Source organism: Actinomyces sp. 2119 (genome assembly GCF_003591215.1).
Taxonomy (GTDB): domain Bacteria; phylum Actinomycetota; class Actinomycetes; order Actinomycetales; family Actinomycetaceae; genus Actinomyces; species Actinomyces lilanjuaniae.
In genome coordinates, this window is the sequence record NZ_QYRR01000001.1 from 63,047 (window position 1) to 76,420 (window position 13,374).

Here is a 13,374-nt window from a genome sequence, read left to right on the forward strand (position 1 = left end):
GGTTATTACCTGTGGCCGCAGCCCGCGACGCCGTTCCCGGCCACGAGGTCGATCACGGGTGGTGCGACCTCGGTCACGCGGCAGTGCTGCCCGGTTCCTCCCGTGTCCGGCTGCCTCGCCTCACCGGTCGGCTGCCGGGAGACGACACGGTCCCGGCAGGGAGCGGAGCCAGGCGCAGGCGCCAGTGTCCCGGTACACCGCAGCACTGCTGCCGGCATCCGCTAACGTTGGCGGTACCAGGGCACGGCTGAGGAGGCACCATGGACAAGCAGCAGGAGTACGTTCTGCGAGCGATCGAGGAGCGGGACATCCGTTTTGTGAGGTTGTGGTTCACTGACGTCTCCGGTCGGCTCAAGTCGGTGGCCATTGCCCCGGCGGAGGTCGAGGGGGCTTTTGAGGAGGGGATCGGCTTCGACGGCTCGGCGATCGAGGGGCTCACCCGTGTCTTCGAGTCCGACATGCTGCTGGCCCCCGACCCCTCGACATTCCAGATGCTGCCGTGGAGGGACGGGGCCAACGGTGTGGCCCGGATGTTCTGTGACGTACTGACCCCCGATGGGGAGCCTGCCCGCACCGATCCTCGGGCGGTGCTGGAGCGGCAGGTCGCCCGGGTGGCAGAGGCGGGATTCACCTGCTACATCCACCCCGAGATCGAGTTCTACCTGGTCAACCGGGACTCTGAGGGGAGAATCCGTCCCACCGACGAGGCCGGCTATTTTGACCACGTGCCCGGAGGCACCGCCCACGACTTCCGGCGCCGTGCCATCCTCATGCTGGAGCAGATGGGGATCTCAGTGGAATTCTCCCACCACGAGGGAGGTCCGGGGCAGAACGAGATCGACCTGCGCTTTGCCGACGCCTTGTCCATGGCGGACAACATCATGACCTTCAGGGCAGTTGTGGAGGAGGTTGCCCTCCAGGAAGGGTCGGTGGCCACCTTTATGCCCAAGCCGTTCCCTAAAGAGTTCGGCTCCGGCATGCACACCCACTTCTCCCTGTTCGAGGGAGAGCACAATGCCTTCTTCGACCCGGCTGGCCAGTACCAGCTCTCCGCCACCGGGCGTTCCTTTATCGCGGGCCTGCTCCACCACGCCGCAGAGATCACAGCGGTGACCAACCAGCACGTCAACTCCTACAAGCGCCTGTGGGGCGGGGACGAGGCTCCCAGCTACGTGTGCTGGGGGCACAACAACAGGTCCGCGCTGGTGCGCGTGCCCATGCACAAGCCGGGCAAGGCACAGTCAGTACGGGTGGAGTACCGGGGTATCGACTCCTCTGCCAACCCGTACCTGGCCTACGCTGTCATCCTGGCTGCCGGGCTCAAGGGGATTGAGGAGGGTTACGAGCTGCCGCCGGAGGCGGAGGACGACGTGTGGGCGCTGTCCGACGTCGAGCGCAGGGCACTGGGCATCCACGCTCTGCCGACCTCCCTGAAGAGTGCCGTGGCCGCGATGCAGCACTCCGACCTGGTCGCTGACACCTTTGGCGAGGACAGTTTCGAGTACTTCATCCGCAATAAGCGTCGCGAGTACCAGGCCTACGACGCCCAGGTGACCGACTTCGAGATCAGCCAGTTCTTCCCGCGCTCCTGACCTCGGGGCGGGCTGTGGGGAGAAAGGGCGCAGCCGCGGTCCTGCTGGGGCCGGGCAGGTACGGAGGTGCCCATGGAGGCAGACGTGACAGGAAGGGTGGGCGGACGCCCGCCCTCGGCCCGTGTGCGTCTTCTGCGCGCAGGGTTCGCCGACCCCGTCAGAGCCGCTGTGCTCCTGGTAGACCCGGTCCTGGCGGACTACCTTCCTGCTACGGGTCCTGCTGAGCATCCTCTCCCAGGACCGTACCCGCCGGGTGCGCGCGACCTCGCCGAGCCTGACGCCCGTCATGAGGCGCTCCTGACGGCAATGTCGGACACGGCCGACCCGGATCTGGCCCTGCTGGCACTGGTCCGGCTCGCCCAGGCCTGCACCCGTTACAGCCAGTTGCCCGGTGCCGTCGCGGGGCACGGGTCGGGGCGCGTGGACAGCAGGCATGAGCCCGCCCGCCTGCTGCGTCGGCTTCTGGCCGGAGGCGCCGAGGCTAGCGGGGGGCGTGAGGAGCAGGACGGGGGGGAGCAGGACCGAGCCAGAGCCGACAGCGGGGACAGGACCGAGGCCAACCCGGCTCCTGGGGACGTGGAGGCGGGAGCGCTCGGGGAGCACCGGCGTCGGCTCCTCGCGGTCCTTGGGCACTCCCAGGCCCTGGGTGACTTCCTGGTCTCCCACCCTGAGCGACTGACGGCCCTGGCCCCAGCCAGGGCGTGGCAGGTAGCAGCACAGCCCACGACCCGCCAGCTGTTGCGCCAGGCTGTGACAGACGTGCTGGGCGCCCGGTCCCCGAGGTGTCCGGGTCCCGACAGCGCGACCCTTTTGCGCGCCACTGCCGCGCTGAGGTGCGCCTACCGGGACCGGCTGCTGACGATCGTCGCAGACGACCTGACGTGTGAACAGCCAGTTGACCACGTCGCAGTCGTGGGTGCTCGTATGGCTGAGCTGGCTGACGCGGCCCTGGATGCCGGGCTGCTCGTGGCAAGGGCGGCTGTCGGGCCACGGGCAGACAGCGTGGCCCTGGCGGTTATCGCCATGGGAAAGACAGGTGCGTGCGAACTGAACTACGTCTCTGACGTCGACGTTATCTACGTGGTGGGTGCCCCCGGCTCGCAGGAGGCCGGTCGTGGTGCTCGTGTCACCAGCGACGGCAACGATGGGGATCCCAGCCCTGGCGCGACCCTGAGCGAGGAGGCTGGCGCGCCCCTGAGCGAGGAGGAACTGGTCTCGGTCGGCACCCAGGTCGCCACCGAGCTGGCGCGGGTCGTGTCAGCCACTGCTGTGGAGCCTCCCCTGTGGCCGCTGGACACGGCACTGCGTCCGGAGGGAAAGGACGGCGCGCTGGTACGTACACTGGACTCCCACCTGGTCTACTACCAGCGGTGGGCGGCCTCCTGGGAGTTCCAGGCTCTGCTGAAGGCTCGTCCCAGCGCCGGGGACCGTCAGCTGGGGGCGGCCTACGTGGAGGCGGTGTCCGCCCTGGTGTGGGAGGCCACGCGCAGGGAGAACTTCGTGGAGGACGCCCGGGCTATGCGCCGACGCGTGGAGAGAGAGTCCGCTCCGCAGGGAGAACGGGACCGGCGTATCAAGCTGGGTCCTGGAGGACTGCGGGACGTGGAGTTCACCGTCCAGCTCCTCCAGCTGGTCCATGGTCGCTCGGACACCTCCCTGCGTGTGCGTGGCACCCTGGAGGCCCTGGAGGTCCTGGGTCGGGGCGGTTACGTCGCTCGGCAGGACGCGGCAGCCATGAGCGACTGCTACAAGGCGCTGCGTCTGCTGGAGCACCGCAGCCAGCTCTACCGCCTGCGCCGTACCCACGACCTTCCCTCCCGTGAGGAGGACCTGCGCCGTATCGGGCGAGGTCTGCACCGTCACGTGGCTGACACGGAGTCTCTGTGGACGGTCTTTCGTGAACTGAGGCGGCGGGTGCGCGCCCTTCACGAGGAGATCTACTACCGGCCGCTGCTGGGCGCCGCCGCGTCCCTGAGCGCCGATGAGATGGCGCTGAGCCCTCAGGCCGCCCGCGAGCGCCTGGCTGCCTTCGGCTACGTCGACGCTGAGGGCGCCCTGCGCCATATCCAGGCTCTTACCGAGGGCGTGAGCCGTCGGGCTGCCATCCAGCGACAGCTGCTGCCGGTCATCATAGGCTGGATGGGGCAGGGGGCGGACCCGGACTTCGGGCTGCTGTCGTTTCGCCGTCTCTCCGAGGCCGTGGGCGGCTCCCACTGGTACCTGGCGATGCTGCGCGACTCCCCGGTGGCGGCTCGCAGGCTGTGCCACGTCCTGTCCTGCGCCCACTGGGTCTGTGAACGCCTGTCGGAGCTTCCGGAGGCCATCGCCTGGCTTGACGACGATGACGAGCTGCTTCCTCGGCGGCAGGAGGCCCTGTATGAGGAGACTGTCTCCGTCTTGCGCCGACGTCCTCTGACCGGTCCCGACGAGGCGGCCCTGGAGAGGCAGGCCCTGGAGGCGGTCCAGGCCGTGGTCAGGGTGCGCGCCCGGGAGGAGGTGCGCGCCTCGCTGGCTGACTGCCTGGATGCGATCAGCCCTGAGCGCACGTCCACGATTCTCACCGGTGCCACGGACGCCGTCCTGGCAGGTGCCCTGTGCGTGGCCACCGGACTGGTGATAGCGCTGCGTGAGGGAGCGTCCGCCGTGGCACAGGGGCCCAGCTCCTCCCTGCAGTGGCCAACGGCGCTGGCTGAGCACGCGATCATTGCCATGGGTCGGCTAGGGGGCTTGGAGGTGGGGTACGCCTCAGACGCTGACGTCCTCTTCGTGCATCGGTCACGTCCTGGCGCTGACGAGGCCCAGGCGGCCCAGGAGGCGGACGCGGTCGCACGCTGGACCGTCCGGCTGCTGGCGGCTGCCAGGCCCCACCCACTAGAGGTTGACACAGGTCTACGGCCAGAGGGGCGTCAGGGGCCTATGAGCCGGTCCCTGGACTCCTACGCGGACTACTACGGGCGGTGGGCGGCCGTCTGGGAGAGGCAGGCGCTGCTGCGAGCACGGGCTTGCGCCGGTGACAGCGAGCTCGGTCGGGCCTTTGAGGACCTTGTGGCCGGGCTGCGCTGGGCTGAGGGTGGTCTGAGCGGACAGGAACGGCGGGAGATCCGGCGCATTAAGGCGCGGATGGAGACCGAGAGGCTACCGCGGGCTGTGGACCCGGCTCGCCACCTCAAGCTGGGTCCAGGAGGCCTCAGTGACGTGGAGTGGTGCGCCCAGGTCCTCCAGCTGGCTCACGCCGACCAGGTCGAGGAGCTGCGTACCACCTCGACACTGGCAGCCCTGCGGGCGGCTGCGGCTGCCGACCTGCTTGACACCGAGGACGCGGCATGCCTGACTACCGCGTGGCTCCTTGCCAGCAGGCTGCGGGCGGCGATTGTGCTAGGGACCGGGCGGACTAGCGTGCCCAGGCGCGAGGTCTTGCCGGACGCGATCCGGGAGATCCGTCTGGTGGGGAGGCTGATCGGTTTGGAGGGCGGCCACGAGCGTGAGCTGGAGGACCTCTACCGTCGGAGTGCCCGCCACGCCCGGGCCGTGACGGAGAGGATCCTTTTTGGTGGCTCCAGTGGTAGTACCACCGCTGCGACCAGCAGGGCCGTGGCCCGTCGGAGGCCTCGCAGGGGCGCGGGGGGCGCCTCCGCCCGGGCCGTGCTCGGTCGGGACGCGACGACCCCGGAGAGAGGCAGCCTGCGGGGGACGGGGGTTAAGGAGACGAGGGCCTCGGGCGGCCGAGCTGTCTCGTCGTGGCGGCGAAGACCGGGGCCAGGCGGACGCGTCGGTGAGGGACCCTACCCGTGGAGCTGAAGCTGTCGGCGCCTCATGATCCGGTCAGGGCTTGGCAGGGCTGGCAGACCTGGCAGACTTGGCCCGTGAATCTTCTTCTTGTCCGCCACGGTCGTACGATCGGCAACGTCATGAACGCCCTGGACACGGGGTTCCCCGGCAACCCGCTGGACGACGTAGGGGTGGCGCAGGCCGCTGACCTGCCCGGGAGGCTGGAGGCAGCCGGGTGGCTGGGTAAGATCACCACGCTGTGGGTGTCTCCTATCCTGCGGGCACGTCAGACGGTCGCTCCGGTGGAGGAGGCGACGGGCCTGGAGGCACAGGTCCGCAGCGGGCTGCGAGAAGTCCTGGCAGGTGACCTGGAGATGCGCACCGACGTGCGGTCGATGCGCTGCTACAAGGACACGACTCGCTCGTGGATGGTGGGACGTACTGCTGCTCGTGTTCCCGGGTCCCCGGAGGACGGTGCGGACACCTTTGCCCGCTTTGACACCGTCATCACGGAGGTCGCAGCGCAGACACCACCAGCCGCGACGGCGCTCCTGGTTGCTCACGGGACCGTCCTGCGCCTGTGGACCGCCTTGGCTGCTAGCCAGGCAGCAGGAGTGGACCCGGCCTGGGTGGCTCACACTCCCATGGACAACACGGCAATGAGCGTCGTTGAGGGCAGCCCGCACCAAGGGTGGCGGCTTATGAGCTGGAACGACGGCCAGTGGCGGGCCAAGGAGGCGTGAGCGGCAGCCCGTCAGTCAGGGAGGTGTCAACGGCCCGAAGCAGCGACTGGAACAGACACCAGTCATCGCTTATGACACCATGTCATCACAGCACTGAGGACAGGAAGGCCCGCGTCCGCTGAGCCTGAGGCGCGTCCAGCACCTGTGCCGGAGATCCGGACTCGCACACGACCCCGCCGTCCATGAAGACCAGCTGGTCACCGACCTCCCGGGCGAAGCCCATCTCGTGCGTCACCACCACCATTGTCATCCCCGAGCGCGCCAGGTCCTTCATCACGGCCAGGACCTCACCGACGAGCTCGGGGTCCAGGGCCGAGGTCGGCTCGTCGAAGAGCATCAGCTCGGGGTCCATAGCCAAGGCACGGGCGATGGCTACCCGCTGCTGCTGGCCACCGGAGAGCTGGGCGGGGTAGTGGTCGACACGGTCAGCCAGACCCACCCGTTCCAGGAGCTCGATGCCGCGCTGCCGAGCCTGGGTCTTGGGGACCTTCCTGACGTGGACCGGTGCCTCCATGACGTTACCCAGTGCCGTCATGTGGGGGAATAGGTTGAAGCGTTGGAAGACCATGCCGATCCTGGCCCGTTGGGCGGCCCGGACCCGGTCCGGCAGGGCATGGAGTCGTACCCGGCCGTTCCTGACCACCTCACGCATGCCCATGAGCTCACCGTCGACCCTGACGCGCCCGGCGTCGATCTGCTCCAGCTCGTTGATGCAGCGCAGCAGCGTGGACTTTCCTGAGCCTGAGGGGCCTACGAGGACGGTGACAGACCCCGGCTCCACAGTCAGGTTCACACCGCGCAGTACGTGCAGCTCGCCGAAGAACTTGTGCAGACCGGTGATCTCCACCTTCGGTACGGCTGACTTCCTGTCTGCTGCAGGTGCCTCCTGCGTCGGCACCGTCTGCACGCTGCCCGGATCGGCGGGGGGCGGGGGCGTGGGGCCGGTCGCGGTCATGGGCTGACCTCCGTGACTCGGTCGGTCGTGGTGTGGGCGTCCAGGATCGCCTGCTGGCGAGCGGACAGGGAGCGTCGGCCGGCTCCCCGGGAGGGGGAGCCATTGTCGAAGCCCCTCCCGTAGTAGCGCTCGATGAAGTGCTGACCGACCATGAGCAGCGAGGTGATAATGATGTACCACAGGGCGGCCACGATGAGCAGCGGGATCGTCTGGTAGGTCATGGAGGCGTAGGAGTTTGTCACAAAGGTGAGGTCCAGGGTGAAGGGCACGGCCAGGACCAGGGAGGTCGTCTTGAGCATGGAGATCGTCTCGTTGCCGGTAGGAGGCACGATGACGCGCATGGCCTGGGGCAGGACGATGCGACGCAGGATCTGGGACTGGGACATGCCCAGGGCACCTGCAGCCTCGCTCTGGCCCCTGTCTACCGAGTTGAGCCCCGAGCGCACGATCTCGGAGAGGTAGGCCCCCTCGTTGATCCCCAGGCCGACGACGGCCGCCACAAAGGGGGTGAAGACTGAGGTCGTCCTGAAGGTCAGCAGCTCGGGACCGAAGGGGACGCCCAGGCTCAGGTGCTGGTAGAGAGCCGACAGCGCTCCCCAGAACACCAGCTGGGTGTAGATTGGGGTCCCGCGGAAGAACCACAGGTAGGCCAGGGCCACCCAGCGCAGGACCGGGTTGTCCGAGCGACGCATGACCGCCGTGGTCACGGCCAGGACGATACCGATCACCATGGCCAGGAACGTCAGCAGCAGGGTCCAGCCCACGGCCTGCACGACACGGACCTCGCGGAAGAAGAACCACACCGTGTCCCAGTGGAACCTGTCGTTGGTGACCAGGCCGTGCACCAGCATGGCTCCCAGCACCAGGACCACGGCGGCACTGAGCCAGGTCCCGGGGCGCGGTACCGGCTTGACGTCGTTGAGCCTGACCGGGCTGGTGCGCTCACTCGTGCCTGGTTGGGCACCCACCTGGGTGCCCGGGGTGGTCTCGGATTGTGCCATGTCTCAGTCTCAGCCTTCTACCGCAGGGTTGAGAGCGGCGGTGTCCAGGGCCGCGTCCTCAATGCCCCAGCCAGCCAGGATCTCTTCCCAGACCCCCTCGTCCATGAGGTGCTGGACGGCCGCCTGGAGGGCAGCAGCTAGCTGCGGGTCAGTCTTGGAGATGACGATGCCCTGAGGCAGGGCGTCCTCGACCTCTCCCAGGGTCTGGACCGCCCCGTCGGTCAGCTCCACGGCGTAGTCTGCGACGGTGGAGTCGGAGTACAAGGCGTCGATGACGTTGCTAGCCAGGCTTGTGGCTGCCTCTGACTGTGTGGAGTATGCCCGCACCGACAGCGCCGGGTGGCCGGCGTCCCGGCAGGACTGCGCGAGCTCGTTCATGCTGGTCTCCTGGGCTGTGCCGACCTGGACTCCCACCGTGTAGCCGCACAGGTTCAGGTGATCGGAGACGTCAATACCCTCCGGATTTCCTGCGGCCACGTTGAAGCGTGAGCCCACGTTGATGTAGGCGAGCATGTCCACCTCCAGGGTGCGGGCAGAGGTGATGGTGAAGGAGGAGATACCGACGTCGTACTTGGAGCCGACAGCAGCGATGATGGAGTCGAACTCGGCCGTGTGGGTCTGGGAGCTGACTCCGAGCACCGCCGCGACCGCCCGGGAGAGATCAACGTCATAGCCGATGGGGCTGCCCTGGGTGTCGAGGAACTCGGCCGGGGCGTAGTCGGTGGAGGCGGCCACGTCAAGGACCCCGTCCGCAAGAACCTCCTCGGGCAGCAGGGCAGCGATCTCAGGCTGCACCTGGATCCCTGAGACGTCGTAGGTCCCGGTGGAGGGAGCCGAGGAGTCGGCCCGCCAGTCGGCTGCGTGGGTGCACCCACCCAGGACCAGGCAGGCGACGGCCGCTACGAGCAGCGGGCGGCAGGTCGTCATGCAGGCTCCTTCCTCGTCATGGTGACCAGAAACAGTATCCACTACGTAGCATAAGCATGCGCCTCGAGTCCCGTCGAGCCGGTGGTGCTCGCGCTCACAGGTCGTAGTAGAGCTCGAACTCGTAGGGGTGGGGACGCAGGCGCAGCGGCTCGATCTCGTAGGCCCGCTTGTAGTCGATCCACGTCTCGATCAGGTCGGGGGTGAAGACGTCGCCCTCGGTGAGGTAGTCATGGTCCTGCTCCAGGGCCTCCAGGGCCAGGTCGAGGGACACGGGGAGCTTGGCGATGTCGTGGTAGTCCTCAGGTGCCAGCTCATAGAGGTCCTTGTCGACGGGGGCCTGCGGCTCGGTCCGGCTGCGAATGCCGTCAATCCCGGCCATGAGTACGGCAGCGAAGCAGAGGTAAGGGTTGGAGGAGGGGTCGGGGACCCGGTACTCCACACGCTTGGCCCTGGGGGAGGAACCGGTGACCGGGATACGGATGCACGCAGAACGGTTGCGTGCCGAGTACACCAGGTTCACCGGGGCCTCGAAGCCCGGGACCAGGCGGTGGAAGGAGTTAACGGAGGGGTTGGTGAAGGCCAGCAGAGAGGGGGCATGAGCCAGGATGCCCCCAATGTACCAGCGGGCCAGGTCCGAGAGCTGGCCGTATCCGCGCTCGTCGTAGAACAGGGGACGGCCGTCCTTCCACAGCGAGTGGTGGGTGTGCATTCCCGAGCCGTTGTCCCCGAAGATCGGCTTGGGCATAAAGGTAGCGGTCCGCCCCGCCTGCCACGCGACGTTCTTGATGATGTACTTGAACTTCATCATGTCGTCGCCCGCGGCCAGCAGCGAGCTGAACCGGTAGTTGATCTCCTGCTGGCCGGCGGTCCCGACCTCGTGGTGGGCGCGCTCGATATCCAGCCCTGCCCCAATGCACGTGCGCACCATGGCGTCGCGCAGGTCGGCCATCTGGTCGTTGGGCGAGACGGGGAAGTACCCGCTCTTGAACCGGGTCTTGTAGCCCTGGTTACCGCCCTCTTCCCGGCGGCCGGAGTTCCAGGCGGCCTCTGCCGAGTCGATGGAGTAGCGCGACTGGGCGGGTGTGGACTCGTACTCGATGGAGTCGAACAGGTAGAACTCAGCCTCGGCACCGATGTAGCAGGTGTCGGCGATTCCGGTCGAGCGCAGGTAGTCCTCCGCCTTGGCGGCGATGGACCTCGGGTCGCGGGAGTAGACCTCGTCGGTGAAGGGGTCGACGATGGAGAAGTTGATGACCAGGGTCTTTTCTGCGCGGAAGGGGTCGAGGAAGGCGGTTGTGACGTCTGGGACAAGCTTCATGTCCGACTCGTGGATCGCCTGGAACCCCCGGATGGAGGACCCGTCAAACATGAGGCCCGTGGTCAGGGCTTCCTCCTTGAAGGCGGAGACGGGGATGGTGAAGTGCTGCATCACGCCCGGAAGGTCGCAGAAGCGGACGTCGACAAGAGCCACGTCCTCCTTGTCGATGAAGGCCAGGGCCTGTGATGCGTCCTTGAACATTCTTCCTCCGGGCTGGGGCTCTCACGAGCCTGTGGCACAGGTCGAGTGACCGGGCAGACGTTAGGTGGCCACCGTGTCGCGGGCGTGCCAGCAGTGTTGCCTCGGTGTTTCCTGCCTGGGTGCTTCAGCGTCCGCGCAGTGCCCGGCGGTCGATACGGGCCTTGCTGGGGTCAACGCCCCTGGGCATGGACATCCCTTTGCTGGCCAGGGACTCCAGGCGCTTGGAGACCTGGGAGATCTCGTTGTCAGTCAGCCGGGTGGGCTTGGTGGGCAGCTGGCGCAGGGTCCGGCTCAGCTCCGTGAGACGAACCTGACCGGTGCCGGTACCCACGTGGATGACGTGTACCGGCACAGTTGACAGGACACGGCGCACCTTGCGCTCCTCCTCCTCCAGCATACGTCGGGTATGGGAGACGGCGCCCTCGGCGACGAGGACCACGCCCGGGCGACCCACCATGCGCCAGACCAGGTCCATGGTCCTCGGTGAGACGGCGACCGGCTGCGACTCGACGTACCAGCCCCGGCCAGCCTGGTCCAGGACAGCCTTGGCCGCTCCCGGCGTCCCCTCCAGCTGAGTGTAGGAGGCGCGACGCACAGTCAGGGAGAGGATGACCATGCAGACGGTCAGGGCCAGGAGGACCGCCAGGGGAAGCCAGTACCACAGCGGCTGGCTGCTGAGCACCGAGACCCACACGGCAAGGCCGACAAGGGCGACGGCAGAGCCCAGCATCGCCCATCCCACCCAGGGGTAGGTGCGTCGGGAGATCGTGTAGGAGTCCCTGATGTTCTGCAGGGCGCGCCTCACTCGGTGAAGCCGCCGTGGCCGGGAGGTCTGGTCGCTGCTCACGTCCACACCATAGACGACGGCGCAGATCTGTGCTGAACGCGGAGGGCTAGGAAGCGGTGGCAAGCTGGCGGGCCACGACCCGTGAGGCCTCCTGGCGGGCTGTCACGGGCTCGGCCAGGTCAGCCAGGGCGGGGGGGATCCGCCACCCGCGGCTGACCATAGCCCGGCCCCACAGCATGCCGGCCCGGTAGGAGGAGCGCACCATCGGTCCGCTCATGACGGCAGCGAAGCCCATCTGCTCCGCCAACTTACTGAGCTCGACGAACTCCTGCGGCTTGACCCAGCGGTCGATCGGGTGGTGAAGCATGGAGGGGCGCATGTACTGGGTGATCGTGAGGATGTCACAGCGGGCCTCGACCAGCGCCTGCATGGCCGCCTCAGTCTCCTCACGGGTCTCTCCCATGCCCAGAATCAGGTTGGACTTGGTCACCAGCCCGGCCTCGGAGGCCGCCGTGATGACGTCCAGGCTGCCCTGGTAGGAGAATGCGGGACGGATGCGCTTGAAGATCCGGGGTACCGTCTCCAAGTTGTGGCCCAGCACCTCCGGCCGGGAGGAGAACACCTCGGCCAGCGCCTGTGGGTTCCCCCGGAAGTCCGGCACCAGCAGCTCGACACCGGTGCCGGGGCACGTCGAGTGGATCTGGCGGGCTGTCTCCGCGTACAGCCAGGCCCCGCCGTCGGGCCGGTCGTCCCGGGCCACGCCGGTGACTGTGGCGTAGCGCAGCCCCATCTCCTGGACCGAGGCGGCTACCCGGCGCGGCTCGTCCTCGTCATATCTGGTGGGACGTCCTGTGGCGATGTCGCAGAAGTCGCAGCGTCGGGTGCATACCTGGCCCCCCACGAGGAAGGTGGCCTCGCGGTCGTTCCAGCACTCATAGATATTGGGGCAGTTGGCCTCGGCACAGACCGTGTGCAGGTTCTTCTCCTGTACCAGGCCCTGGACGTCCTGGTAGGTCTGCGAGACCACGGCCCTGGTTCTGAGCCACTCAGGCTTGGACTCGATCGGGGTCCTGGCGTTGCGCGCCTCGACGCGCAGCAGCCGACGACCCTCCGGGGCGACGGCGTCCGGGCTGGCTGGGCTGGCCACAGCAAGTTCTCCTTCCGTGTCTCCTCAGCATCTGCCTCGTCTGTGCTCGTCTGTGCCTACCTGCCGGTCCGTGTCCGGCCTGTAGCAGCGGTGCACAACACCGTCTATTCTATGCCTCGGCAGCCGAGAGGTAGGACCTTGTGCCTACGTCAGGGGCGGGGCAGGACGTGGGGTCTGCCACCAGGGGACTGAGGCGGGAGGTGAGGGCGTGGGACACCGCGTCGGCGAGGTCGGCTGCCCGCAGCTGGCGACCGGTCTCAGCGCTTACCGAGGTCACCCCGGCGTCCGTGATCCCGCAGGGCAGGATCCGCTCCAGGGAGAACGCCTCCAGGTCCGGGCTCACATTGAGGCCGATACCGTGCATCGTCACTCCCCGGGCCACGCGTACCCCCAGGGCGCAGATTTTACGGTCCTCACGCCGTACCGCCGCCGATGCCTGAGGGTCGCCCGGCACCCAGACCCCAGTGCGACCCTCGACCTGGCGGGTGGTCATCCCCAGGCTAGTGCACACCTGCATGACCGCCTCCTCCAGGGCGCGGACGTACCGGATGACGTCGACCGGGACGGCCAGGCGCAGGATCGGGTAGACCGTCAGCTGGCCAGGCCCGTGCCAGGTTGTCTTCCCCCCACGGTCTACCTCGACCACGGGCACCTGGGCGGGCCCGACACGGCTGCCCTGAGGTCGTTCCCAGGAGTGGGCACGCCTGCCCACGGTGTAGACAGCCTCGTGCTCCATCAGTAGCAGGGTGCTGGGACGCGTGCCGGCCACAACCTCTGCGTGCACGGCTCGCTGCAGCTGCCAGCCCTCCTCGAAGGGCACGAGTCTGCTCCCTAGGTCGACATCCCAGCGCTGCACGCCTCCAGCCTATGCCACCCAGCGGTCGTACGTGAGAGACCGTAGTCCACAGGTGGCCAGGGCGGCGTGGACGTCGGCG

General features: G+C 67.8%; 10 protein-coding genes. 3 read left to right on the forward strand and 7 right to left on the reverse strand.

Translation table 11 applies throughout. The features are described 5' to 3' along the window. The first annotated feature begins 260 nt into the window (after positions 1-260). From D4740_RS00295 to D4740_RS00305, 3 genes are all read left to right on the forward strand, one after another. Positions 261-1,592 carry a glutamine synthetase family protein gene (locus D4740_RS00295; RefSeq protein ID WP_119834961.1) on the forward strand — a complete coding sequence of 444 codons (1,332 nt, stop codon included), beginning with the start codon at positions 261-263 and terminating at the stop codon, positions 1,590-1,592. 72 nt (positions 1,593-1,664) lie between these two features. Then, positions 1,665-5,390, forward strand: a complete 3,726-nt coding sequence (locus D4740_RS00300; RefSeq protein ID WP_119834962.1) for a bifunctional [glutamine synthetase] adenylyltransferase/[glutamine synthetase]-adenylyl-L-tyrosine phosphorylase — start codon at positions 1,665-1,667, stop codon at positions 5,388-5,390. Between the two features lie 65 nt (positions 5,391-5,455). Further along, positions 5,456-6,103 (forward strand): histidine phosphatase family protein, encoded by a 648-nt coding sequence (locus tag D4740_RS00305; protein ID WP_119835219.1) that lies wholly within the window; start codon positions 5,456-5,458, stop codon positions 6,101-6,103. Between the two features lie 85 nt (positions 6,104-6,188). Here D4740_RS00305 and D4740_RS00310 read toward each other — a convergent pair whose 3' ends face one another. The 7 genes from D4740_RS00310 to lipB all read right to left on the reverse strand — a co-directional run bounded on the left by D4740_RS00310 (position 6,189) and on the right by lipB (position 13,295). Continuing rightward, positions 6,189-7,058 (reverse strand): amino acid ABC transporter ATP-binding protein, encoded by an 870-nt coding sequence (locus D4740_RS00310; RefSeq protein ID WP_119834963.1) that lies wholly within the window; start codon positions 7,056-7,058, stop codon positions 6,189-6,191. Beyond that, positions 7,055-8,059 (reverse strand): amino acid ABC transporter permease, encoded by a 1,005-nt coding sequence (locus D4740_RS00315; protein WP_119834964.1) that lies wholly within the window; start codon positions 8,057-8,059, stop codon positions 7,055-7,057. The genes D4740_RS00310 and D4740_RS00315 overlap by 4 nt, the downstream gene beginning before the upstream one ends. Positions 8,060-8,068: 9 nt before the next feature. Further along, positions 8,069-8,986, reverse strand: a complete 918-nt coding sequence (locus D4740_RS00320) for a transporter substrate-binding domain-containing protein (RefSeq protein ID WP_119834965.1) — start codon at positions 8,984-8,986, stop codon at positions 8,069-8,071. Between the two features lie 94 nt (positions 8,987-9,080). Further along, the gene (gene glnA, locus D4740_RS00325; protein ID WP_119834966.1) at positions 9,081-10,505 is read right to left on the reverse strand and encodes a type I glutamate--ammonia ligase; all 1,425 of its coding nucleotides are present in this window, start codon (positions 10,503-10,505) and stop codon (positions 9,081-9,083) included. A 124-nt stretch (positions 10,506-10,629) separates the two neighbouring features. Beyond that, positions 10,630-11,352, reverse strand: coding sequence for a DUF4191 domain-containing protein (locus D4740_RS00330; RefSeq protein WP_119834967.1), 723 nt, complete (start codon positions 11,350-11,352; stop codon positions 10,630-10,632). Positions 11,353-11,398: 46 nt separating this feature from the next. After that, the gene (locus D4740_RS00335) at positions 11,399-12,439 is read right to left on the reverse strand and encodes a lipoyl synthase (RefSeq protein WP_119834968.1); all 1,041 of its coding nucleotides are present in this window, start codon (positions 12,437-12,439) and stop codon (positions 11,399-11,401) included. 109 nt (positions 12,440-12,548) lie between these two features. Next, positions 12,549-13,295: a lipoyl(octanoyl) transferase LipB gene (gene lipB, locus D4740_RS00340; protein WP_119834969.1), complete on the reverse strand. Its 747-nt coding sequence runs from the start codon at positions 13,293-13,295 to the stop codon at positions 12,549-12,551. Positions 13,296-13,374 lie beyond the last annotated feature (79 nt).